This window comes from Micromonospora sp. WMMD734, assembly GCF_049178975.1.
GTDB lineage: Bacteria > Actinomycetota > Actinomycetes > Mycobacteriales > Micromonosporaceae > Micromonospora > Micromonospora wenchangensis.
Genome location: NZ_JBMHMK010000001.1, coordinates 1,812,196 through 1,833,572 on the forward strand (window position 1 = coordinate 1,812,196; position 21,377 = coordinate 1,833,572).

General features: G+C 73.0%; 21 protein-coding genes and 1 riboswitch. Of the genes, 13 read left to right on the forward strand and 8 right to left on the reverse strand.

Going from position 1 to position 21,377, the window contains the following annotated elements; translation table 11 throughout:
* Nucleotides 1-2 precede the first annotated feature (2 nt).
* Genes ACN267_RS07485 through ACN267_RS07500 form a run of 4 tightly spaced genes read left to right on the forward strand, consistent with a single transcriptional unit; the run spans nucleotide 3 to nucleotide 4,096 of the window.
* Complete coding sequence (locus ACN267_RS07485; RefSeq protein ID WP_204960617.1) at nucleotides 3-800, forward strand: DUF3050 domain-containing protein; 798 nt, start codon at nucleotides 3-5, stop codon at nucleotides 798-800.
* Nucleotides 797-1,765 (forward strand): thiamine pyrophosphate-dependent dehydrogenase E1 component subunit alpha, encoded by a 969-nt coding sequence (locus ACN267_RS07490; protein ID WP_204960618.1) that lies wholly within the window; start codon nucleotides 797-799, stop codon nucleotides 1,763-1,765. Before ACN267_RS07485 ends, ACN267_RS07490 begins: the two co-directional genes overlap by 4 nt.
* A 1-nt stretch (nucleotide 1,766) precedes the next feature.
* Nucleotides 1,767-2,738 (forward strand): alpha-ketoacid dehydrogenase subunit beta, encoded by a 972-nt coding sequence (locus tag ACN267_RS07495; RefSeq protein WP_421488263.1) that lies wholly within the window; start codon nucleotides 1,767-1,769, stop codon nucleotides 2,736-2,738.
* Nucleotides 2,738-4,096, forward strand: a complete 1,359-nt coding sequence (locus ACN267_RS07500) for a hypothetical protein (RefSeq protein WP_421488264.1) — start codon at nucleotides 2,738-2,740, stop codon at nucleotides 4,094-4,096. The genes ACN267_RS07495 and ACN267_RS07500 overlap by 1 nt, the downstream gene beginning before the upstream one ends.
* A 230-nt stretch (nucleotides 4,097-4,326) precedes the next feature.
* Here ACN267_RS07500 and ACN267_RS07505 read toward each other — a convergent pair whose 3' ends face one another.
* The 3 genes from ACN267_RS07505 to ACN267_RS07515 all read right to left on the reverse strand — a co-directional run bounded on the left by ACN267_RS07505 (nucleotide 4,327) and on the right by ACN267_RS07515 (nucleotide 8,289).
* Nucleotides 4,327-5,010: an SGNH/GDSL hydrolase family protein gene (locus ACN267_RS07505; RefSeq protein ID WP_421488265.1), complete on the reverse strand. Its 684-nt coding sequence runs from the start codon at nucleotides 5,008-5,010 to the stop codon at nucleotides 4,327-4,329.
* Nucleotides 5,011-5,290: 280 nt separating this feature from the next.
* Nucleotides 5,291-6,499, reverse strand: a complete 1,209-nt coding sequence (locus ACN267_RS07510; protein WP_204960764.1) for an MFS transporter — start codon at nucleotides 6,497-6,499, stop codon at nucleotides 5,291-5,293.
* Nucleotides 6,500-6,738: 239 nt separating this feature from the next.
* Nucleotides 6,739-8,289: a class I adenylate-forming enzyme family protein gene (locus ACN267_RS07515; RefSeq protein ID WP_421488266.1), complete on the reverse strand. Its 1,551-nt coding sequence runs from the start codon at nucleotides 8,287-8,289 to the stop codon at nucleotides 6,739-6,741.
* A 356-nt stretch (nucleotides 8,290-8,645) separates the two neighbouring features.
* Here ACN267_RS07515 and ACN267_RS07520 point away from each other — a divergent pair, with 356 nt between their 5' ends.
* The 6 genes from ACN267_RS07520 to ACN267_RS07545 all read left to right on the forward strand — a co-directional run bounded on the left by ACN267_RS07520 (nucleotide 8,646) and on the right by ACN267_RS07545 (nucleotide 15,001).
* Nucleotides 8,646-9,932, forward strand: a complete 1,287-nt coding sequence (locus ACN267_RS07520; RefSeq protein ID WP_204960765.1) for an SGNH/GDSL hydrolase family protein — start codon at nucleotides 8,646-8,648, stop codon at nucleotides 9,930-9,932.
* Nucleotides 9,933-9,993: 61 nt separating this feature from the next.
* Nucleotides 9,994-11,214: a cytochrome P450 gene (locus ACN267_RS07525; RefSeq protein ID WP_421490397.1), complete on the forward strand. Its 1,221-nt coding sequence runs from the start codon at nucleotides 9,994-9,996 to the stop codon at nucleotides 11,212-11,214.
* 11 nt (nucleotides 11,215-11,225) lie between these two features.
* Nucleotides 11,226-12,248 (forward strand): alpha/beta hydrolase, encoded by a 1,023-nt coding sequence (locus ACN267_RS07530; RefSeq protein WP_421488267.1) that lies wholly within the window; start codon nucleotides 11,226-11,228, stop codon nucleotides 12,246-12,248.
* Nucleotides 12,245-13,348: an alpha-hydroxy acid oxidase gene (locus tag ACN267_RS07535; protein WP_421488268.1), complete on the forward strand. Its 1,104-nt coding sequence runs from the start codon at nucleotides 12,245-12,247 to the stop codon at nucleotides 13,346-13,348. Before ACN267_RS07530 ends, ACN267_RS07535 begins: the two co-directional genes overlap by 4 nt.
* Before the next feature lie 4 nt (nucleotides 13,349-13,352).
* A complete protein-coding gene (locus ACN267_RS07540) occupies nucleotides 13,353-14,672 on the forward strand; it encodes a PLP-dependent aminotransferase family protein (protein WP_421488269.1) in 1,320 nt (439 codons plus the stop codon).
* A 77-nt stretch (nucleotides 14,673-14,749) separates the two neighbouring features.
* Nucleotides 14,750-15,001: a hypothetical protein gene (locus ACN267_RS07545; protein WP_204960625.1), complete on the forward strand. Its 252-nt coding sequence runs from the start codon at nucleotides 14,750-14,752 to the stop codon at nucleotides 14,999-15,001.
* 190 nt (nucleotides 15,002-15,191) lie between these two features.
* Here the strand turns inward: ACN267_RS07545 and ACN267_RS07550 are convergent, their stop codons facing one another.
* The gene (locus ACN267_RS07550; protein WP_204960626.1) at nucleotides 15,192-16,628 is read right to left on the reverse strand and encodes a glycine hydroxymethyltransferase; all 1,437 of its coding nucleotides are present in this window, start codon (nucleotides 16,626-16,628) and stop codon (nucleotides 15,192-15,194) included.
* An 18-nt stretch (nucleotides 16,629-16,646) separates the two neighbouring features.
* Nucleotides 16,647-16,736: riboswitch (ZMP/ZTP riboswitch) on the reverse strand.
* Between the two features lie 147 nt (nucleotides 16,737-16,883).
* Between ACN267_RS07550 and ACN267_RS07555 the strand changes: the two genes are divergently transcribed.
* Nucleotides 16,884-17,753: a metallophosphoesterase family protein gene (locus ACN267_RS07555; protein ID WP_281897154.1), complete on the forward strand. Its 870-nt coding sequence runs from the start codon at nucleotides 16,884-16,886 to the stop codon at nucleotides 17,751-17,753.
* Between the two features lie 9 nt (nucleotides 17,754-17,762).
* Here the strand turns inward: ACN267_RS07555 and ACN267_RS07560 are convergent, their stop codons facing one another.
* Complete coding sequence (locus ACN267_RS07560; RefSeq protein WP_281897157.1) at nucleotides 17,763-18,578, reverse strand: SDR family NAD(P)-dependent oxidoreductase; 816 nt, start codon at nucleotides 18,576-18,578, stop codon at nucleotides 17,763-17,765.
* Nucleotides 18,579-18,678: 100 nt separating this feature from the next.
* On the opposite strand from ACN267_RS07560, the gene ACN267_RS07565 reads away from it, so the two are divergent.
* Nucleotides 18,679-19,104: a winged helix-turn-helix transcriptional regulator gene (locus ACN267_RS07565; protein WP_204960629.1), complete on the forward strand. Its 426-nt coding sequence runs from the start codon at nucleotides 18,679-18,681 to the stop codon at nucleotides 19,102-19,104.
* Nucleotides 19,105-19,220: 116 nt separating this feature from the next.
* Here ACN267_RS07565 and ACN267_RS07570 read toward each other — a convergent pair whose 3' ends face one another.
* Complete coding sequence (locus tag ACN267_RS07570; RefSeq protein ID WP_204960630.1) at nucleotides 19,221-19,721, reverse strand: hemerythrin domain-containing protein; 501 nt, start codon at nucleotides 19,719-19,721, stop codon at nucleotides 19,221-19,223.
* A gap of 218 nt (nucleotides 19,722-19,939) precedes the next feature.
* On the opposite strand from ACN267_RS07570, the gene ACN267_RS07575 reads away from it, so the two are divergent.
* Nucleotides 19,940-20,485 carry a hypothetical protein gene (locus tag ACN267_RS07575; RefSeq protein WP_281897159.1) on the forward strand — a complete coding sequence of 182 codons (546 nt, stop codon included), beginning with the start codon at nucleotides 19,940-19,942 and terminating at the stop codon, nucleotides 20,483-20,485.
* 10 nt (nucleotides 20,486-20,495) lie between these two features.
* On the opposite strand, the gene ACN267_RS07580 is transcribed toward ACN267_RS07575, so the two are convergent.
* Together ACN267_RS07580 and ACN267_RS07585 are read right to left on the reverse strand one after the other, a co-directional pair.
* Entirely contained in the window at nucleotides 20,496-21,116 is a 621-nt protein-coding gene (locus tag ACN267_RS07580; protein WP_421488270.1) for an L-threonylcarbamoyladenylate synthase, read from the reverse strand.
* A 10-nt stretch (nucleotides 21,117-21,126) separates the two neighbouring features.
* The gene (locus ACN267_RS07585; protein ID WP_204960633.1) at nucleotides 21,127-21,321 is read right to left on the reverse strand and encodes a hypothetical protein; all 195 of its coding nucleotides are present in this window, start codon (nucleotides 21,319-21,321) and stop codon (nucleotides 21,127-21,129) included.
* Nucleotides 21,322-21,377: the final 56 nt, after the last annotated feature.

Here is a 21,377-nt window from a genome sequence, read left to right on the forward strand (position 1 = left end):
ACATGTCACGGTACGACTGGGGTAAGACACATCCGGGCATCGAGCGGTTGGAGAAGGCGGTGACCGACCGCCGCGACGTGGTGGTCAAGCACCCGCTCTACGCCAACCTGGACACCCACGAGTCGCTTGTCACCTTCATGGAGCACCACGTCTTCGCGGTCTGGGACTTCATGTCCCTGCTGAAGTCGTTGCAGCGGCAGCTCACCTGCGTGACCGTGCCGTGGATCCCCACCGGGCCCACCGGCAGCCGGCGGCTGATCAACGACATCGTCATGGTCGAGGAGAGCGACGAACTCGGCGAGGGTTACATCAGCCACTTCGAGCTGTACGTGCGGGGGATGGGGGAGGCGGGCGCGGACACCACCGCCGTCGACCGGCTGGTCGACCTGCTGCGCGGCGGCACGTCGGTGACCGACGCGCTGGTCGAGGCCGGGGTGCCCGAGGCATCGCGGGCCTTCGCCGCCACCACCTGGAAGATCATCGAGTCGACTCCGGTGCACTGCCAGGCCGCCGCGTTCGCGTTCGGCCGGGAGGACCTGATCCCCGACATGTTCACCCAGGTCGTCGCGGTCAACGAGCGCAGCAACCGGCTGCACACCTTCGTCGACTACCTGGAGCGGCACATCGAGGTCGACGGCGAGCAGCACACCCCGATGGCGATGCAGATGCTCGCCGACCTGTGCGGCGACGACGACGCCAAGTGGCAGGAGTGCGCCGACACGGTCAACCTGGCGCTGACCGCCCGTGCCCAGCTCTGGGACGACATCCTCGCCGCCGTCAAGGAGGGCCGCGACAGGTGACCGACGCCGACCCGGCCCGGCTCTACCGCACCGTACGGCTGATCCGCCGGTTCGAGGAGCGGGCCATCGCCCTGGTCCGCTCCGGGCACATCGTCGGCGGCATCCACCCCTACCTCGGTCAGGAGGGGATCGCCGCCGGCGTGTGCGCCGCGCTCGCCGCGGGGGACCTGGTCACCGGCACCCACCGTGGGCACGGTCACGTGCTCGCCAAGGGTGCCGACCCGGCCCGGATGATGGCCGAACTGTGCGGCCGGGAAACCGGACTGAACCGGGGCCGGGGCGGCTCGATGCACGCCGCGGACCTGTCCATCGGGGTGCTCGGCGCCAACGCGATCGTCGGGGCGTCCCCGGCGATCCTCACCGGCGCGGTGTGGGCGCACCGACAGCGCGGCAACGCGGTGGTCGGGGCGAGCTTCTTCGGTGACGGCGCGGTCAACGAGGGGATGCTGCTGGAGGCGTTCAACCTGGCCGCGCTCTGGCGGGTGCCGGTCCTGCTGGTCTGCGAGAACAACGGATACGCCACCACCATGCCGGTGGCCGGCGCGGTCGCCGGCACCATCACCGGTCGGGCCGAGGCGTTCGGCATCCGGGCCACCGTCGTCGACGGTCAGGACCCGGAGGCGGTCCGGCAGGTCACCGCCGCCGCCGTCGCGCGGATGCGCGACGGCGGCGGGCCGGAACTGGTCGAGGCCCGTACCTACCGGTTCGACGCCCACCACACCTTCGAACACGCGGTACGCCTGCAGTACCGCACGCCGCAGGAGGTGGCCGACGGCCGCTCCCGGGACCCGGTGACGATCCAGGGGGAGCGGTTGTCGACGGCCGACCGGGAGGCGGTCGACGCCGAGGTGGAGGCGACCCTCGACGCGGCCGTCGCGTTCGCCCTGGCCGGCCCCGAACCGGACCCGGCGGGTGCGCTGGACCACCTCTACGCCAGTGGGCTGACCGCCCGGGGAGGCTCCTGAGATGCCACGGCTGTCGTACCGCAAGGCGCTGACCCGGGCGCTCACCGACGAGATGACCCGGGACGAGGCGGTGTTCCTGCTCGGCGAGGACATCCGGGTGGGCGCGGCCAACGTCACCCCGGGCCTGCTCAAACGGTTCGGGCCGGACCGGGTGCTGGACACCCCGCTGTCGGAGCAGGCGTTCACCAGTTTCGCCACCGGGGCGGCGCTGGCCGGGCTGCGGCCGGTGGTGGAGTTCCAGATCCCGTCGCTGCTGTTCCTGGTGTTCGAGCAGATCGTCAACCACGCGCACAAGTTCCCGATGATGACCGGCGGGCAGTGCGCGGTGCCGGTCACCTACCTGGTGCCCGGCTCCGGTTCCCGCACCGGCTGGGCGGGGCAGCACTCCGACCACCCGTACTCGCTGTTCGCCCACGTCGGGATCGTCACCGTGGTGCCGGCCACCCCGGCCGACGCGTACGGGCTGCTGGCGTCGGCGATCCGGCACGACGACCCGGTGGTGGTCTTCGCCCCGGCCGCCGCGATGGAGGTCCGCGCCGACGTCGACTTCGCCACCCTCGCGCCGGTGCCGCTCGGGCGCGGGGTGGTCCGCCGGGCCGGCGACGACGTCACCGTGGTCGCCATCGGGCACCTGGTGCACGACGCGCTCGCCGTCGCCGAGGAACTCGCCGACCAGGTGTCGGTGGAGGTGTTCGACCCGCGCACGATCTACCCGTTCGACCTCGACGGCCTGCTCGACTCGGTGTCCCGCACCGGCCGGCTGGTGGTCGTCGACGACTCCAACCGGTCCTGCGGCATCGCTGCCGAGATCATCACCTCGGTGCTGGAACGGGTGCCGCTGGTCGCGCCGCCGCGCCGGGTCACCCGGCCGGACGGAGCGGTGCTGCCCTTCGCGCCGGTGCTCGACCGGGCCGTGCAGCCGGGCCGCGAGCAACTCACCGCCGCCATCCACATGACCATGAAGGACAGATGATGACCGATCCGAACTACCGCTGGCCCGAGCCCGGTCAGGCGTGGCGCGAGCTGCCGGAGCCGGCCCGTACGGCGATGGTGGCCAGCGGGGCCGCCGCCTGGCGGGAGATCTTCTACGGCTGTGCGACGTACAACAAGCAGTGGCGGTTGGCCCGACCCCCGGTCATGCCGGCGGACGCGTTCCGCGAGCTGAACGAGGTCTGCGACCGGATCGCCCAGCTCATCCTGGACGCCTGCCGGCGGCGGGCCCGCACCGCCGGGGAGTTGCAGCGGCTGCTCGGGGTGCCCGCAGGGGCGACCCGGCTGCTCGACGAGTCCGAGGAACTGTCCGAGGACCTGCTCGCCGCGTACCGGCCCGACGTGCTGATCTCCGGCGGCGTGCCGAGGATCGTCGAGTACAACATCGACAGCAGCCTGGGCGGCGGGTTCGACGCCGACACGGTGGTCCGCCGGTACGCGGCGCTCTACCAGGAGCAGGGCATCCTCGACGGGCTGCCGGTGCGGCCGGCGCCGTCCCTGCTCGACCAGCGTTTCGTGGCGATCCGCGACGGACTGTCCCTGCCCGACGGGGCCCGGGTGGCGCTGCTGCTCGACTTCGACGCCGACTACCCCGGCCTGGAGACCCCTGACGACTTCATCAAGATCCTCTCCCCGCTGGTCGACCAGGCCCGCCGGTTCGGCATCGACCTGGTGATCGCCCCGGTCGGCACGGCCACCCTGGACGACGCGAAGCGGCTGGTCGTCGGCGGTGCACCTGTCGACGCGCTGTTCCGCCTCTTCGTGCCCAACCGGGTCACCCCGAGCGCCGGCCTGGATGCGGTGGCCGGCGCGCTCGCCGCAGGCACCCTGCCGATGTTCGTCAGCACCGCCGCCTGGCTGCTCGGCAACAAAGTCAACTTCGCCTGGCTCTACGAGGACCTGGACCTGCTCTCCGCCGACGACCAGGCCCTGATCCGCCGGTACGTCCCGCACACCGTGGCGTTCACCGCCGCCGAACTGGAGCGGGCCCTGGCCGACCGGGAGAACCTGGTGGTCAAGCCGGCCGACGGCTCGGCCGGCCACGGGGTGCTCATCGGTCGGGAGTTGAGCGACGCGGACTGGGCCGAGGGCCTGCGCGTCGCCCTCGACCGGGGCGGCGACATCCTCCAGCGCTACTGGCCCGCCGACCGGGTGGAGATGGACTTCGTCCAGATCGAGACCGGCGAGACGGTCACCGCCGAGGTTCCCTACAGCATCGCCCCGTACCTGTTCGGGCGGACCGGCTCCGGTGCCCTGGCCCGGGTCGGCTTCCCCGGCTGCGACGAGGTCCTCAACCTGGCCCGGGGCGTCCTGCTCACCGGCATCCTGCTCACCGACTGACGACCCGCTCTGTCCCTACCGCTCCCACCCCGTCCAACATCCCACCCCGCTCCGTCCCCGCCTCCACGTGCCTCCACCCGGCCCAGCCCGGCCCCTGCTCCGCCTCCGCCCCTGCTCCCGCCGCGTCGATCAAGAGGTTTGCGCGTCGATCAAGAGGTTTGCGTCATCCGGGGCCGATGTCCTGACGTAAACCTCTTGATCGACACTGCCGGGCGGGGCGGGGCGGGGGGTCATGGGTGGGTGCCCAGGTGGGTGCCGAGGCGGCGGATGGTTTCGGCGGCGGCGATGGCGTCGCTGCGGGCGCTGCCGTGCCGGCCGTCGCTGCTGTACATCGACGGATCGGTGCCGGCCGGATGATCGGTCAGGTGCACGTGCAGCGCCCCCAACCGGTCGGCCAGCCGCCTGGTACGCGAGGAGAGCAGCCGCATCCGGGCGCCCAGGCCGGGCCGCAGCGCCGCCGGGACCGCCGGACTGTGCGACACGTCGAACATGCCCACCGTGATCACGTCCACCCCGGCGTCGCGCAGCGCCCCGACGATCGCGGTCAACTCGGTGTCCACCGCGTCCGGGTCGAACGCCGTCCGGAAAGCGTCGTTACCGCCGCAGACCACCAGCGCCAGGTCGGGGGAGAAGGCCAACGCCCGGTCCAGCTGACCCGCGCGCACCTGCTGCGCCCGCAGCCCGCGCCGACCCAGGTTCAGGTACGCCATCCCGGGGCGTGCCGCCGACAGTTCGGCGGCGACCCGGTCGGCCCACTGCACGTCCGGGTACCCCTCGACCGGCTCGCACATGCCCTCGGCGACGCTGTCGCCGAGCACCACGAACCGGTGCCACGGATGGTCGCGCAGCAGCGCGGCGCTCTCCCCCTCGCGCAGGCAGTACGGATCGGTGGCCTCGGTCAACATCGATGACATGGCCGGGAATGTAGCCGACCGGACCGGTGCCGTCGATCACACCGACCGCCCGGATCGCCTGATGGTCGTCCCGGTGCGCCAACCAGCGCCGGCCCCGGCCCGGTCTCCCGACCCCGGCCCCGGCCCCGGCCCGGTCTCCCGGCCCCGGCCCCGGCCCGGTCTCCCGACCCCGGCCCGCCTGGTCCCCGGCCCGTCCCGGCCGGTCCGGCGGTTGTGTCGGTCGTCGCGGGTAGGTTGTCGGCGTCGGGCGGTGCGGGCGGCCGGGTGGACCCGTCGGGCGTCAGCCCGGTTCGACGGCCGCCGGCGGGGGTGCCGGCCGGCCCATCCGCAGCGGCCCGGCGAACAGCGGCAGCACGGTCAGCACCGCGCACACCACCGCCATCACCAGCAGTGCCGGCCGCAGCCCGAGCACCGTCACCGACCAGCCGCCGAGCAGTGCTCCCACCGGCAGCCCGACGAACGCCAGCGAACCGGAGATCCCCAGCACCCGGGTTTGCAACGCGTCCGGCACCCGTTCGTAGAGGGCCGCGCCGAGCAGCGGGTTGACCGCCGCGATGCCGATCCCGGACAGGAACGTCACCACCAGCACCACCACCAGGTGGTCGGTCAGCGCCAGCGCCAGCAGGCGGGGCGCGCCGCTCAACGCCGCCCCGGCCGCGAAGACCAGGCTCCGGGGCAGCCGGGGGCCGAGCATGGTGAAGACCACGTTGCCGAGCAGCGCGCCACCGCCGAACACCCCGAGCACCAGCCCGAACCCGGCCGGGTCGCCGAGTTCGTCGCGGACCCACAGCGGCACCCAGACGGCCGTGTTGGCGGCGGCGAACATGTTCAGGGCGGAGACCACCACCAGCATGGTCAGCAGCACCCGGTCGGTGCGCAGATAGCCGAAGCCGGTGCGCAACGCCTGGAAGTAGCCCTCCCGGGGCGCGACGGGCGCGTCGCTTACGGGCGGGCGCACCAGCACCCCGACCAGTAGGGCGCAGACCGCGAAGGTGCCCGCGTCGATCCAGATCGCCCGGGTCACCCCGACCCAGTCGATGAGCAGACCGCCGATGACCGTGCCGAACAGCGCCACCCCGCGCGCCAGCCCGTCGTAGGCGGAGGTGAGCCGGATCAGCTCCACCCCGGCCCGCTGCGCGGCCGGCCGGAACATGACGTGCTTGACCCGGTCACCGATGCCGCGCAGGCCGCCGGCCACCGCGACGAGGGCGACGAGCGCCCCGAAACCGAGCCACGGGGCGAGCGCGACCACCGCGATCACGGCCGCGCTCGCCGCGTCCACCGTGATGGAGGTACGCCGTACCCCGAACCGGTCCGCCCACGGCGTCGCCAACGAGCTGGATAGCATGTACGGCAGGAACTCGGCCGCCGCGACGATGCCCATCTTGGCCGGGCTGCCGGTGGTGGTGAGCACCAGCCAGGGGATCGCGATCACCGAGATCCGGCTGCCCAGGTTGGAGATGAGATCGGCGGCGACCAGGGTGACCAGTTCCCGCCGGGCGGCCCGCCGCGCGGGACCCGGCGGTGCGGCGAGCGATCCGGCGTCGCCCGCCCCGGCCCTACCCGCCCCGACGCCGTCCGTTCCGGTGTCGTCCTGACCGGGGGTCGGTCCGGGACCGGTCGGGCCGTCGGCCGGTCGCAGGCCGGATGCCCCGCCGGGAGCCCCGGCGTCGGCCGGCCACGGGTCGCCGTCGGTGGTGGTACGCGGGCCGGTGTCGGCGTCGGCGGTCACGACGGGCTGCCGACCGCGGCGGGCACGCCGGCGGCGTACCGTTCGCGTAGCGCCCGCTTGTCCACCTTGGCCGACCGGTTCAGGGGCAGCGCGTCGACGAATTCCACCGCACCCGGCGCCCAGGTGTCACTCAGTTCGGTGGTGACCAGACCGATCAGTTCCGCTCCGGTCACCGTCGCCCCCGGCGCGCGCACCACGTACGCGTACGGCAGCTCCCCGGCGACCGGGTCGGGCACCCCGATCACCGCCGCCGCGCGCACCTGCGGATGCCCGGCCAGGACGTCCTCGATCGGTCGGGAGTAGATCGGCCAACTGCGCTGCCGGGTGAGGATGCGGTCCTGCAACCGGTCGACCAGGTAGAGGAACCCGTCGTCGTCGAGGTGGCCGATGTCGCGGGTGCGTACCCAGCCGTCGACGAGCGTCTCGGCGGTCAGCTCGGGCTGGCCGTGGTAGCCGTGGAAGCTGAGTTTCGTGCGCACCCACACCTCGCCGTCCGTGCCGGCCGGCAGCACCCGCCCGTCGGCGTCGCGGATCTCCACCGTGACGTCCCCGTACGGCCGGCCGCAGGAACCCAACCGCTCCGGGTGGGCCGGGTCCTCCGTCAGGCCGGGCTGGGCGCAGATCACCACCGCCTCGCTGAGGCCGTACACGATGCGCAGGCACGGGCCGAACCGGGCGATGGCCTGGCGCAGCCGGGCGGGCGCGGCCGGCCCGGCACCCACGTTGAACATGAACATGGCGGAGAAGTCCGCGTCGGGCAGGGCCGGATGGTCGAGCACCTCGTAGAGCATCGGCGGGGTGACGAAGGTGGAGGTGAGCCGTTCGGCGTCGACGGTGGCGATGAACGCGGCCGGATCCCACTGCTGGCGCAGGAAGAGCACGCCGCCGGTGAACAGGTTGAACAGGGTGGTGATCTGGCCGCTGGCGAGCCACATCGGGGAGTGCGACAGGTGCCGCAGCAGCGGGAAACCGGCGGCGCGGAAATCCGCCGCCAGGGCCAGCACCTGCCGGTAGAAGCTCTCCCGGTGGTGCACCAGCTTGGGGGTGCCGGTGGTGCCGCTGGTCTGTAGGAACGACTCCGGCGTGGGCACCCGCGCGGGCAGCTCGACCGGCGGGGCGTCGGCGGTCAACTCGACGCCCAGCCGCAGCACCGGCACCCCGGACAGCGAGGCGGCGATCTGGTCGCCCAGCCCGTCCGGGGCCTGCGCGTGGTGCACGAACACGTCGGGACGGGCCAGCCGGACGAACTCGTCGATCTCCCGCCGGGAGGTGACCGGGGCGATCCACATGCTGCGGCAGCCGAGCAGGTGCAGGGCGAGCTGGAGCAGCGGACCCTCCACCGCGTTGCCGAGCATCACCAGCACCGCCGCGCCGGGGCGTACCCCGTGGCCGGTCAGGGCGTACGCCAGACCGCGTACCTCGGCGGCGACCTGCGGGTAGGTCAGCCGCCTGCCGTCGCCGACCAGCGCCTCCCGGTCGCCGAAGCCGGCGAACAGCTCCAGCGCGTCGTGCACGTAGGTGGTGGATCGGTCGGCCCCGTCGGTCATCGCACAGCCCCCAGGTCGATGCGGCGGGTCGCCGGCGGCCCGGTGGGACCCGCCGTGGCGACCGGCCGGGTTGGCGGCCGGGCAGGTCCCCGCCCGGCCCGCGACGGGGTGCGTGCCATGGGCGGGCGCACCGCCGCCGGTAGCGAGCCTAGGCCGGTGGCCTCGCCCGGTGACAGAGCCGAACGGCGATGAGCTGCCCACCATGGACAATTGATCATGTCTATCGGGTTGATTGACGCCTGTCAGACGTCACGGCTAGGTTTCTGGACCATCGTCCGGGCGGTGCCGTCAATGGACGCCGGCCCTGGGCGGCCCAACATGGAGGTTCAATGTCGACCCCGAAGAGATGGCAGGTCATAGCGTCCGCGGCCGCGTTGCTGGTCGTGAGCGCCCCGGCGGTGGTGGCCAGCGCCGGTCCGTCCGACTCGGACACCGCCGCGGCAGCCGCCCGGCCGCAGTGGGCGGGTACGTGGGCCGCGGCGGTCACCCGCGGCAACACCGTCGGGCTGACGAACACCGGCCTGAACAACCAGAGCATCCGGATGACCGTGCGCACCACCGTGGGTGGCGAGCGGCTGCGGGTCCGGCTGAGCAACCTCTACGGCGAGCAGGCCGTGCAGGTGGGACACGCCACCGTCGCCCGCCCGAACACCGCCACCCTGACCGACAGGTCGGACATCCTGCCCGGCACCGTGCGGGAGCTGAAGTTCGGCGGGTCCACCTCGGCGACCATGAACAAGGGTGCCGAACTGCTCAGCGACCCGTTGACCTACGCGGTCGGCGAGCAGGAGGACCTGGTGGTCACCCTGCACTTCCCGGTGCTCACCGGGCCGGTCACGTTCCACGGCCAGTCGAAGGTCACCACCTTCATCGGGGCGAACGACCTGACCACCGCCGCCGACGGCGCCGGCTTCACCATCCGCCCGGACTGCTGCTGGATGTTCCTGTCCGGCATCGACGTGCTGCGCCCGGCGAGCCCGGGTGCGGTGGTGGTGCTCAGCGACTCGATCGGGGACGCCAACGGCAGCACCGTCAACGCCAACAAGCGCTGGCCGGAACTGCTCGCCGGGCGGCTGGTCGCCGCGCGTCCCGAGGTGCGCACCCCCGGGGTGCTCAACCTGAGCCTGGCCGGTAACCGGCTCAACCACGAGGGCACCGAGCCCGGCGCGGGCGGCTTCCCCGGCTACTACGAGCTGGGTCCGAACGCGCTGGCCCGGCTCAACGAGGACGTCTTCCCGCAGACCGGCGTGAAGACCCTGGTGACCCACCTCGGCATCAACGACATCTGGATGTCCGACGACTCCGCCGACCGGATCATCACCTCGCTGCGGCAGATCAACAAGCAGGCCAAGGCGCGCGGCCTGCGCAGCCTCGCGGTCACCCTCACCCCGTACGAGGGGCACGGCAACCCCGGGGTGTGGACGCCCGAGAAGGACGCCACCCGGCAGGCGGTGAACACCTGGCTGCGGGGGCCGGGAGCGGCGGAGTTCGACGGGCTGCTCGACTTCGACGCGGTGCTGCGTGACCCGGCCCAGCCGAGCCGGCTGCTGCCCGCGTACGACGCCGGTGACCACATCCACCCGAACGACGCCGGCAACCAGGCGTTGGCGGACGCCGTACCCCTTCGACTGCTCGGTCTGTGACACCGGTGGGGCGGCGGGGGTGACCCGTCGCCCCCCGGTCATTTCCTGGGGAGGAAGCACCATCGTGGACGTCGACGAGATCCTGTCCGGTCTGTACAGCGAGGCCGGCCGGCAGAACCCCTATCCGTGGTACGCGGCCCTGCACGAACTCGGGCCGATCAGCGTCATCCCGAACCGTCCGGAGCACAGCACGGTCAGCGCCGTGGCCGTCGGCTACGACCTGGTCGACCAGGTGCTGCGTGATCCGGAGTGGTACAAGCAACCCCCGCCGGGCTGGGAGGAGCAGGAGATCCTGCGGACCTTCCAGTCGTCGATGATGTTCGTCAACCCGCCCGACCACGGCCGGATGCGGGGCGTGTTCTCCCGTACCTTCACCCCGCGCCGGCTCGGCGCGCTGGAACCGGTGATCGTCCGGGTGGTCGACACCCTGCTGGACCGGATGGCCGACACCGGCGCGGACGGCTCCGAGGTCGACTTCGTCGCGGACTTCGCCTATCCGGTGCCGGCGTTGGTGATGGCCGAGTTCATCGGCCTGCCCGAGAGCGAGCTGGCCTGGTACCGGCAGCGGGTCGACTGGATCGACGAGTTCCTCGACGTGGCCGGCAAGACCCCGCAGCGGCTGGCCCTGGCCAACCAGGCCGCCGAGGAGTTGCGGGCGCTCTACCGGGACCTGATCGGGCACCGTCGCCGCCAGCCGGGCGAGGACCTGATCTCCGGGCTGGTCGAGGCGCTGGACTCCGGCGAGGTCGACCTGACCGAGGAGGAGTTGATCAGCAACCTGATCGTGCTGTTCAACGCCAGCTTCGTCACCACCGTCTACATGTTCAGCAACGGCCTGCCGGTGCTGCTGGAGCACCCCGACACGGTGGCCGCGCTGCCCGGCGACGAGACGCTGGCCCAGGGCTGCGTCGACGAGGTGCTGCGGCTGCAGAGCCCGGTGCACTTCCTGGCCCGCGCCGCGCCCCGGGACACCGTGCTGGGTGGCGTGCCGGTCGCCCGGGACGAGAACGTCCTGCTGATCATCGCCGGGGCCAACCGGGACCCGCACCGCTTCCCCGGGCCGGACCGGTTCGACCCGCGCCGCGACGGCCCCCCGTCGCTGGCCTTCGGCGTCGGCCCGCACTTCTGCCTCGGCGCGGCGGTGTCCCGCCTGGAGGGCCGGCTCGGCCTGCCCCGGCTCTTCGCGCGGTTCCCCCGGCTCGCGGTCAGCCAGCCGGCCGACTACAGCGGGAGCCTGTTCCTGCGCGGCATCGACAAGCTCTTCGTCACCACCGGCGGATAGGAGCCGATCCCATGTCCTTCGACCCCCAGGTGGTGGCGTACCGGGCCGCGCGGGCCGCCGCCGGCGTCCCACCGCTGTACACCCAGACCCTCGCCGAGGCCCGCGCCGCCGACCTCGCCGCGATCCGGGCCGGCGGCGGCGATGTCGAGCCGGTCCACGAGGTACGCGACACGACCGTCCCCGGCCCCGACGGGGACCTGCGGGTCCGCGTGCACCGGCCGGCCGGTGACGGGCCGCTGCCCACCCTGGTCTACTTCTTCGGTGGCGGCTGGACGTTGGGCAGTGTGGAGACCGCCGACGGGATCTGCCGCCGGCTGGCCAACGCCACCGGCTGCCAGGTGGTCACGGTTGGTTACCGGCTTGCCCCGGAGCACCCGTTCCCGGCGGCCGTGCTGGACTGCCACGCCGCCACCCGGTGGCTGGCTGAGCACGCCGCCGAGCTGCGGGTGGACCCGGACCGGCTGGCGGTGGGTGGGGACAGCGCCGGGGGCAACCTGGCGGCGGCGGTGACCCTGTTGGCCCGCGCCGAGGGTGGCCCCCGGCTGGCCGGGCAACTGCTGGTCTATCCGAACACCGACCAGCGGGCCGACCGCCAGCGCCCCGCCACCGACCAGGATGACGCCGACGCCCGGGGCACCGGCGACGAGCAGGACCCGTTGCTGTTCAACAGGCACTCCGTCGACTGGTACCGGGGGCACTACCTGGCCGACCCGGCGGACGCGGCCGATCCGCTGGCCTCGCCGCTGCTCGCCGACGACCTGTCCGGCCTGCCGCCGGCCCTGGTGGTCACCGCCGAACACGACCCGCTGCGGGACGAGGGGGAGCGGTACGCGCAACGACTGCGGGAGGCCGGCGTGCCGGTGCGGGCCACCTGCTATCCCGGGATGATCCACGGGTTCTTCGCCATGCCCGGGGTCTTCGACGCCGGCCGACGCGCCCAGGACGAGGCCGCCGCCTTCCTCCGGGAGGTCTTCGGGCTGCCCACCCCGCCGGCCGGCGGGGTGGGCACCGCCACGGCGGGGGACGGGCGGTGACCGTCGGGGAGGTCGACCGGCAGCCGGTCAGCCTGGCCGACTTCGCCGAGCTGGCCCGGCGGGCGCTCCCGGCCGGGGTCTGGGACTTCGTCGGCGGGGGCAGCGGGGTGGAGACCACGCTGGCCGCCAACCGGGCCGCCCTGGACCGGGTCGCCGTGCTGCCCCGGGTGCTGACCGGGGTGGAACGTCCGCGCACCGACGCAGTGCTGGTCGGCCGGGAGCAGGCGATGCCGGTGGCGGTCGCGCCGATGGCGTACCAGCGGTTGCTGCACCCGGACGGTGAGCCGGCGCTCGCGGCGGCGGCCGGTGCGGCCGGCGTGCCCTACGTGCTGAGCACGTTGAGCAGCACCCCGGTCGAGCAGGTCACCGCCGCCACCGAGGGACCGGTCTGGTTCCAGCTCTACTGGCTGCGCGACCGGGGGCTGGTCGCCGACCTGCTCGACCGGGCGCACGCCGCCGGCTGCGCCGCGTTGATGGTGACCGTCGACGTGCCGGTGCTCGGCCGGCGGCTGCGCGACGTGCGCAACGGCTTCGCGTTGCCGCCGGAGGTGACCGCCGCCAACCTGCCCGCCGGCCGCGACGACCTGGCGCACGCCGGCACCCCCGGCGTGTCGGCCATCGCCGCACACACCGAGGCCGCCTTCGCTCCCGCGCTGACCTGGGCGGACCTGGCCTGGCTGCGGGAACGCACCCGGTTGCCGCTGCTGGTCAAGGGGGTGCTCGACCCGCGCGACGCGGTCCGCGCCGCCGACGTCGGGGTGGACGCCGTGGTGGTCTCCAACCACGGCGGCCGGCAGCTCGACGGGGCGCCGGCCACCGCCACCATGCTGCCCGAGGTGGTCGCGGCCGTCGGCGAGCGGATCGAGGTGCTGCTGGACAGCGGGGTACGGTCCGGCACGGACGTGCTGCGCGCGCTCGCCCTCGGTGCGACCGGGGTGCTGTTGGGCCGCCCGATGCTGTGGGCGCTGGCGGCCGGCGGGCGCGCCGGGGCACGGGCCGCCCTCGACCTGCTCGCCGTGGAGTTGCGCGACGCGTTGACCCTGACCGGCTGTGCCGACCCGGCGCAGGCCCGGCGGCTGCGTACCCTGACCGGAGGCTGACCCGTTGGAGCATCTGGTGGACCTGGACCTGGCGACCCTGCACCCGGCGGTCGACGACCCGGCGCTGAACTCGATGAACTTCCTCAACGAGGTGTCCCAGCACTGGCCCGACGCGGTGTCGCTGGCGGCCGGGCGGCCGTACGAGGAGTTCTTCGACGACGACGCGCCGGGGCGCTGGCTGGACCGGTTCCGCCGGCACCTCGCCGACGACCTCGGGCAGAGCCCTGACCAGGTCCGCCGTACCCTGTTCCAGTACGGCCGGACAAAGGGGATCATCCATCACCTGATCGCCCGTAACCTCGCCGTCGACGAGGATGTCCACGTCGACGACGAGGCGGTGGTGGTGACCGTCGGCTGCCAGGAGGCGATGCTGCTGGTGCTGCGGGCGTTACGGGCCGGCCCGACCGACGTGCTGCTCGCCGTCGCCCCGACGTACGTGGGGTTGACCGGGGCGGCCCGGCTGGTGGACCTGCCGGTGCGGCCGGTGGCCGGTGGCCCGGCCGGGGTGGACCTGGCGGACCTGCGGTCGCAGGCGCACCGGGCCCGGGACGAGGGGCTGCGCCCCCGGGCCTGCTACGTGATGCCCGACTTCGCCAACCCCTCCGGCACCAGCATCGGGTTGGCCGACCGGCAGCGGCTGCTGGACCTGGCCGCCGAGGAGGACCTGCTGCTGATCGAGGACAATCCATACGGTCTGTTCCCGGCCGGGGACGCCGACCGGGTGCCGACGCTCAAGGCGCTCGACACCCGACGGCGGGTGGTCTATCTCGGCTCGTTCGCCAAGACGGTGCTGCCCGGGGCGCGGATCGGCTACCTGGTGGCCGACCAGCGGGTCGGTGGGGTCGGCGGCGGGGTGGGCTTGTTCGCCGACCAGCTCGCCAAGATCAAGAGTATGGTCTCGGTGAACACGTCGCCGCTGGCCCAGGCCGTGATCGGCGGGGCCCTGCTGGAACACGGCTGCTCCCTGGTCGCCGCGAACCGGCGGGAACGGGAGGCGTACACCCGCAACCGGGACCATCTCCTCGCCGGCCTGCGGCGGCGTTTCCCGGCCGGCTCGCCGGTGCGTTGGAACACCCCGGCCGGGGGCTTCTTCGTCGTGGTCACCGTCCCGTTCCCGGTGGACGACGCGCTGCTGCGCCGTTCCGCCGAGCGGTACGGGGTGCTCTGGACCCCGATGGCGCACTTCTACGACGACGGCCGTCCGGTCGACGCGTTGCGGCTGTCGGTCAGCGCCGTCACCCCGGCGCAGATCGACCTCGGCCTGGACCGGCTGGCCGCGCTGATCACCGACGAGCTGACCCGCGCCGCGATCCCGGCCGGCTGAGCCGACCCCCACCCGGTGTCGTCGAACCGCCACCCCCCGTGCTGTGCAGCGGGCGTGGCGGTGGCCATAATGGACGCATGATCGCTTGGGAGTACGCCCTGTTGGTCCGCCGCTACCAGGGACAGGGACGCCAGTTCCACGTCTCGTTCGTCTGGTACGGCCCGGACGGCTCACGCACCGACGTCACGGCGTACGGCGACACCGCGATCGCCCACCTCAACCGGGTCGGCCGGGAGGGCTGGGAGTTGGTCTCCGCCGCCGAGGACGTCAACAACATCCAGGGCAGCACCGAGGTCCACCGCTACCACCTCAAGCGCCCCCTCGGCTGACCCCCGCCGGCTGTCACCCGGCCACCCCGCCACCCGGTCGTTCGGGTGATCAAGAGGTTTCGGTCACCAGAACGACCTCCCCTGACCAGAACCTCTTGATCACCCCGCCAACCCGCCCCACCCGTGCCGCCGGACGGGGTTCGGTCGGGTTGGCGGGGGAGGGGCGGGCAGGCACAGGGGCGGGGCGTGGTCAGTCGAGGGCGACGGTGGGGTAGAGGGGGAAGCCGGCGAGCAGGTCGGTGGCCTGCTTGCCGACCGAGTCGGCGACCGCCGGGTCGAGCACGTACTTGGCCTTCGACGGGGTGCCGTCGGCGTTGGCCCCCGGCGTGGTCTGGCTGAGCACGGTGTGGATCAGCTCGGCGGTGGCGTCCATCTCGGCGGTGCCGAGGCCCCGGGTGGTCAGCGCCGGGGTGCCGATCCGGATGCCGGAGGTGTACCAGGCGCCGTTGCGGTCCTGCGGGACGGCGTTGCGGTTGGTGACGATGCCCGAGTCGAGCAACGCCTGCTCGGCCTGCCGGCCGGTGAGGCCGTAGCCGGAGACGTCGAGCAGCACCAGGTGGTTGTCGGTGCCGCCGGTGACCAGGGTGGTGCCCCGGCGCAGCAACCCCTCGGCGAGCGCCTGCGCGTTGTCGACGATCCGCTGCGCGTAGTCGGCGAAGTCGGGCCGCCGGGCCTCGGCCAGCGCGACCGCCTTGGCCGCCATCACGTGCGGCAGCGGGCCGCCGAGCACCATCGGGCAGCCCCGGTCGACCTGGTCGGCGAGCTCCGGGCCGCAGAGCACCATGCCGCCGCGCGGGCCGCGCAGCGACTTGTGGGTGGTGGTGGTGACGATGTGCGCGTGCGGTACCGGGTCGAAGTCGCCGGTGAAGACCTTCCCGGCGACCAGGCCGGCGAAGTGCGCCATGTCGACCATGAAGGTCGCGCCGACCGAGTCGGCGATCTCCCGCATGATCCGGAAGTTCACCTTCCGGGGGTACGCCGAGTAGCCGGCGACCAGGATCAGCGGCTTGAAGTCCCGGGCGGCCTCGGCGACCCGGTCGTAGTCGATCAGGCCGGTGGCCGGGTCGGTGCCGTAGCTGCGCTGGTCGAACATCTTGCCGGAGATGTTCGGCCGGAAACCGTGGGTGAGGTGGCCGCCGGCGTCCAGCGACATGCCCAGCATCCGCTGGTTGCCCAGCTCGCGGCGCAGCGCGAACCAGTCCGCCTCGGTCAGGTCGTTGACCTGGCGTACCTGGGCCTTCTTCAAAGCCGGGGACTCGACCCGGTCGGCCAGGATCGCCCAGAACGCGACCAGGTTCGCGTCGATGCCCGAGTGCGGCTGCACGTACGCGTGGGCGGCCCCGAACAGCTCCTTGGCGTGCTCGGCGGCGAGCGCCTCGACGGTGTCGACGTTCTGGCAGCCGGCGTAGAAGCGGCGGCCGACGGTGCCCTCGGCGTACTTGTCGCTGAACCAGTTACCCATGGTCAGCAGGGTCGCCGGGGAGGCGTAGTTCTCGCTGGCGATCAGCTTCAACGACTCACGCTGGTCGGCCAGCTCCGCGCCGATGGCGTCGGCCACCCGGGGCTCGACCGCCCGGATCACCTCGAGCGCGCTGCGGAAAGCGGTGGACTCGGCGTTGCGCGACATGCGACCTCCAGGTGACGTGCGGAAGGCCCAGGCGCTCGGCGTGCGTCCTCATGACGGGGCCGCTTCCCGATGGTGCTCCATCCCCACGCGCCAGTCACGGCCCGTCGACGATCCTACCGGGTGGCCGGTGGACCCTCCGGAGCACCTCCGGAGCACCTCGTCGGTCACGGCCATTGCCCGCTCCGCCGACCGAGCCCGGCCCGGGGGTGCTCCCGCGTGCCGCACGCCGGGGAGCCGTCTGCGTACGATCGGCGGATGCTGGGGGAGGACATCGAGGGCAGTCTGGTCGCGATCAGCGACCTGCACGTCGGGTACGCGGAGAATCGTGCCCTGGTCGAGGCGCTACGCCCCGCCTCGCCACGGGACTGGCTGATCGTCGCCGGTGACGTGGCGGAGACCGTCGCCGACATCGAGTGGACGCTCGGCACGCTCGCCGAACGCTTCGACACCGTCATCTGGGCGCCGGGCAACCACGAACTGTGGACCCCGCCGGCCGACCCGGTGACCCTGCGCGGGGTGGAGCGTTACGAGCTGCTGGTCCGGCGGTGCCGGGAACTGGGCGTGGTCACCCCCGAGGACGACTACCGGGTGTGGCGGGGGCCCGGCGGTCCGGCGCTGGTCGCCCCCCTGTTCCTGCTCTACGACTACAGCTGGCGGCCCCCGGGTTTCGACACCCGGGAGGCGGCGCTGGCCGAGGCGTACCGGACCGGGATCGTCTGCACCGACGAGTTCATGCTGCACCCCGACCCGTACCCGAGCCGGCAGGCGTGGTGTGAAGCCCGGCTGGCGCAGACCGCCAGTCGGTTGGAAGCCCGCGACCCGGATCTGCCCACCGTGCTGGTCAACCACTGGCCGCTGGACCGCCACCCGACCGAGGTGCTGCGCTACCCGATCTTCGCCCAGTGGTGCGGCACGGAGGCCACCGCCGACTGGCACCGTCGGTTCGCCGCCACCACCGTGGTCTACGGGCACCTGCACATCCCCCGTACCACCTGGAAGGACGGGGTGCGGTTCGAGGAGGTCTCGGTGGGCTACCCCCGGGAGTGGCGACAGCGCAGCGTGCCCCCCGGCCGGGTACGGCAGATCCTGCCCGCGCCCACGGGCGCACCGGTGACCCTGTGGTGAGCCACCGGTTCAGCCGGGGTGCAGGCGGGTGAGCAGCGCGCCGGTCACCGCCCCGAGACGCCGGGCGGTGGCCGGATCGAGCGTCCCGGTCGACGGTGGCACGGGTCGGCCCCGGTCGTTGGCGGTCAGCGCCTCCGACGGCGGGTTCTCGATCCACTCCACGACAGGGCGGACCGACTTTCCGACCGGCCTGGCGAAGACCGACGCCGCCCGGATCACCCCACGGACCGCCGCCGGCATGGTCGACAGGTCGCCGCTGCGGGTGAAGCCGGGGTGGTAGAGCACGTACCGGGCCCGCGCGCCGGAGTGTGCCGCGAAGTCCACCCCGAGCAGGTCGTTCGCCCGGCCGGCCTGCAACTGGGCGTCCACCATGCCGTACCTGCGGGTGAGTTGGAGGTCGTCCCAGTGGATCGAACCCCTGGTGCTGCCGACGCCTGCCACGTTGATGATCACCGGCCGCTCGGCGGCGTCGAGCTGGTCGCGCAGGCCGTGGCTGAGCAGGTAACGGCTCAGGTAGTACAGCGCGAAGGTCTGCTCCAGGCCCTCGTCGGTGACCACCCGCCGGGGTGACTGCCGGTTGGCGCACAGCACCAGGGCGTCCACCGTCGGCCACCGGTCGCGGATGACGTCGATGGCCCGGCGGGTCGCCGCCACCGAGCGCAGATCCGCCCGGAGGAAGTGCACCCGGTCGGAGAGCGCCTGCACGGACCGCCCCTTCGCGGGGTTGCTGCCGATGGCGACGACCTCGTCCCCGCGTCGGAGCCGGGCTTCGAGGGTGCCCCGACCCATGCCGTCGGTGCCGCCGCTGATGACGGTGACCCGCATACCACCCCTTCCCGTCGCCCGGTGGCCCCCGTTCGGCACCGGACGTCAACCTCGGCACAATCCTGTTCGGAGGCCGACGGCGGCGGAAGAAGGCAGTTTTATGTCCCCAGCGCACACGGATGTTCCTTCCCTGGTGGGCGCGGCGCTGCCGACGCCCGTTCCGGCCGACGAGTACGACGGCTGCCCGGTCACCGGCCTTTTGCGGCTGCTCAGCGACAAGTGGTCGATGCTGGTGCTGGTCCTGCTGGGCCGTCAGCCGTACCGCTTCAACGAGCTGCACCGGGCCATCGGCGGGATCAGCCAACGCATGTTGACCCGCACCCTGCGTGGTCTGGAGGCGGCCGGCCTGGTGCTGCGCGAGGTCCATCCCACCGTCCCGCCCAGCGTCGAATACCGGCTCACCCCGCTCGGGCAGAGCCTGCTCGGCCCGCTGTCCGCCCTCGCCGACTGGGCGGTCAGCAACGAGGCCGCCCTCGTCGCCGGCCGGCACCGGGCCGCCGCTGCGGCATCGAGCGGCCCATCCTGACCGGCCCCACGCGGGGTGTGGCCGTGGGCCTTCTTTCCGACCGCGCCCACCATGCCACGAGGGGCCCGACCGGACGGTCGGGCCCCTCGTGACACGGTGCGGGTCGCACGTACGGTTCAGGCGGTGGTGGCGTGCCGGGCGCTCCTGACCGCCTTCGGGTCGCTGGGGGAGCGGGGGGCGTCCGGCCGCAGCGCGATCATCCGCTCGCCGATCTCCTGGAGCTGGTTGCGGCCGAGCGCCTCCCGCACCTTCGGGAACCACTCCTGCTCCTCCTCCTCGACGTGGTGCTCGACGTTCTCGATCAGCACCGTGGTCTTGGCGACGAAGTGGTCGTCGGCGGCGTCCATCGCGGCCAGCTCGGCGCAGAGCACGTCCGCGACGTGGTGCTCCTCGTACGACTCCAGGATGTCGTCCTCCAGGTCCGGAAGGAGCTTGCGGACCTCCGGGTACATCACCTCGTTCTCCAGGTAGGTGTGCGTGGTGAGGGCGGCCACGATCTCGTCGACCAGCTTGCGGCGGCGGCTGGCCGGGCCCTCCTGCGCCTTCTCGAACTCGCGGAAGAGGCGGCGCATCTCCTTGTGGTCCTCTTTGAGCAGGACGATGGCATCGGTGGACACCGGCAGACCTCCTTGATCGGCGACGGCAATCCCGGTACCCCGGGACGAACTGCGGAAACGGATCGTGCCCGGCGAACGTCCGGCACCGGCGGACGGCGGCGATGGTGTCGCGGTCCCGGTGCGGCCGGAAACCGCTGTTTCGTCGACCTGGAGTCGATCACGCGGGCGGTCGGCGGTCCGGGGGGCGGGGCCGAGTGGTGAGTGGGTACCCTGCCGGCGTGGACGGTGGGGCGGACGGCGAACGGTTGGCGGCATCGCTCACCTGCTGGCTGGACCGGCTCGAATTCGTCGACCTGGGCACCGACGAGGTGACCGCACGGATCGTCGAGGCGGTGTCGGCCTGGGCCGCCGAGCAGGGCTGGCGGTCCTACCGTCGGGCGGCGAGCGTGCTGCCGTTGCCCCCGCCGATGACCGACCGGCACTCGGTGCTGGACGTGGCGTGTGCCCGCCGCGACGGGCCACCCGTGGTCGTCGAGGTCGACCACACCGACCGGCGGCGTACCTGGGAGAAGCTGACGGCGGAGGCGGCCGCCGGCCGGGTCGCCCTCTGGGTGCGCTGGGGTCCGGGGCGGTTCGCCGTGCCGCCGGCCCCGATCCACCTGGTCACCTGCGAGGTGTCCCGACACTCCGGGCCGCCGGGTACGGGCCGCCGGCACAGCCGGACGACGGGTCCCGCCCGGCCGGCACCCGTGCACTCCGCCCGTGACGTCGATCCGGTCGTGGAGCCGCTGCCGCTTCCGCCGGCGGACCCCGGTGCGCCCTGACCGGAGGTGGCTACTCGAAGCGGGTCGGGTCGCCCGCGCCGTATCTGACGATCTCCGGTTCGTCCTGCGAGAAGTCGATCACGGTGGTGGGCAGGGTGCCGCACTCGCCGGAGTCGATGACCGCGTCGACGGCGTGGTCGAGCCGTTCCTTGATCTCCCAGCCCTGGGTCATCGGTTCGGTTTCCCCGGGCAGCAGCAGGGTGCTCGACACCAGCGGCTCGCCCAGTGCGGCGAGCAGCGCCTGGGCGACCGGGTGGTCGGGGATGCGTACCCCGACGGTCTTCTTCCTGGGGTGCAGCAGCCGGCGCGGCACCTCCTTGGTGGCGGGCAGGATGAAGGTGTAGCTGCCCGGGGTGGCCGCCTTCAGCGACCGGAACACCGCGTTGTTGATGTGCACGAACTGCCCGAGCTGCGCGAAGTCCCGGCACACCAGGGTGAAGTGGTGCCTGCTGTCCAGCTGCCGGATCTCCCGGATCCGGTCGAGACCGTCCCGGTTGCCCAGCTGGCAGCCGAGCGCGAAGCACGAGTCGGTCGGGTAGGCGACCAGGCCGTCGCCGCGCAGCAGGTCGACCACCCGGGCGATCGTCCGTGGCTGCGGGTTCTCCGGGTGTACGTCGAGATAGATCGCCATGGCGGGGAGCCTAGTGGGGGACCGGCGGCGGTCGCCGGTGAGCCCGGAGCACGTCGCGGGCCCAGGTCAGCATGTGGCAGCCGCCGTCGCGGCACTGGAAGCACCGGCGCAGGGGCGGCGGCCCGTCCGGTGCCTCGTGGTGCTGGGCCAGCACCCGCTGCGCGGTCCAGACGACCAGGGCGGGCGTGACCGGTCCGTCGTCCATCGGCATGGGACCCCTCCCGGGTACGGGCAGATCCGGGCACCGATCCCCGATCAGGT

Excerpts from the sequence above, each read along its gene's own strand:
- ACN267_RS07485 (WP_204960617.1), top strand. The coding sequence starts at position 3 with ATGTCACGGTACGACTGGGGTAAGACACATCCGGGCATCGAGCGGTTG.
- ACN267_RS07495 (WP_421488263.1), top strand. The coding sequence starts at position 1,767 with ATGCCACGGCTGTCGTACCGCAAGGCGCTGACCCGGGCGCTCACCGAC.
- ACN267_RS07500 (WP_421488264.1), top strand. The coding sequence starts at position 2,738 with ATGACCGATCCGAACTACCGCTGGCCCGAGCCCGGTCAGGCGTGGCGC.
- ACN267_RS07505 (WP_421488265.1), bottom strand. The coding sequence starts at position 5,010 with ATGTCATCGATGTTGACCGAGGCCACCGATCCGTACTGCCTGCGCGAG.
- ACN267_RS07515 (WP_421488266.1), bottom strand. The coding sequence starts at position 8,289 with ATGACCGACGGGGCCGACCGATCCACCACCTACGTGCACGACGCGCTG.
- ACN267_RS07530 (WP_421488267.1), top strand. The coding sequence starts at position 11,226 with ATGTCCTTCGACCCCCAGGTGGTGGCGTACCGGGCCGCGCGGGCCGCC.
- ACN267_RS07545 (WP_204960625.1), top strand. The coding sequence starts at position 14,750 with ATGATCGCTTGGGAGTACGCCCTGTTGGTCCGCCGCTACCAGGGACAG.
- ACN267_RS07550 (WP_204960626.1), bottom strand. The coding sequence starts at position 16,628 with ATGTCGCGCAACGCCGAGTCCACCGCTTTCCGCAGCGCGCTCGAGGTG.
- ACN267_RS07555 (WP_281897154.1), top strand. The coding sequence starts at position 16,884 with ATGCTGGGGGAGGACATCGAGGGCAGTCTGGTCGCGATCAGCGACCTG.
- ACN267_RS07560 (WP_281897157.1), bottom strand. The coding sequence starts at position 18,578 with ATGCGGGTCACCGTCATCAGCGGCGGCACCGACGGCATGGGTCGGGGC.
- ACN267_RS07565 (WP_204960629.1), top strand. The coding sequence starts at position 18,679 with ATGTCCCCAGCGCACACGGATGTTCCTTCCCTGGTGGGCGCGGCGCTG.
- ACN267_RS07580 (WP_421488270.1), bottom strand. The coding sequence starts at position 21,116 with ATGGCGATCTATCTCGACGTACACCCGGAGAACCCGCAGCCACGGACG.
- ACN267_RS07585 (WP_204960633.1), bottom strand. The coding sequence starts at position 21,321 with ATGGACGACGGACCGGTCACGCCCGCCCTGGTCGTCTGGACCGCGCAG.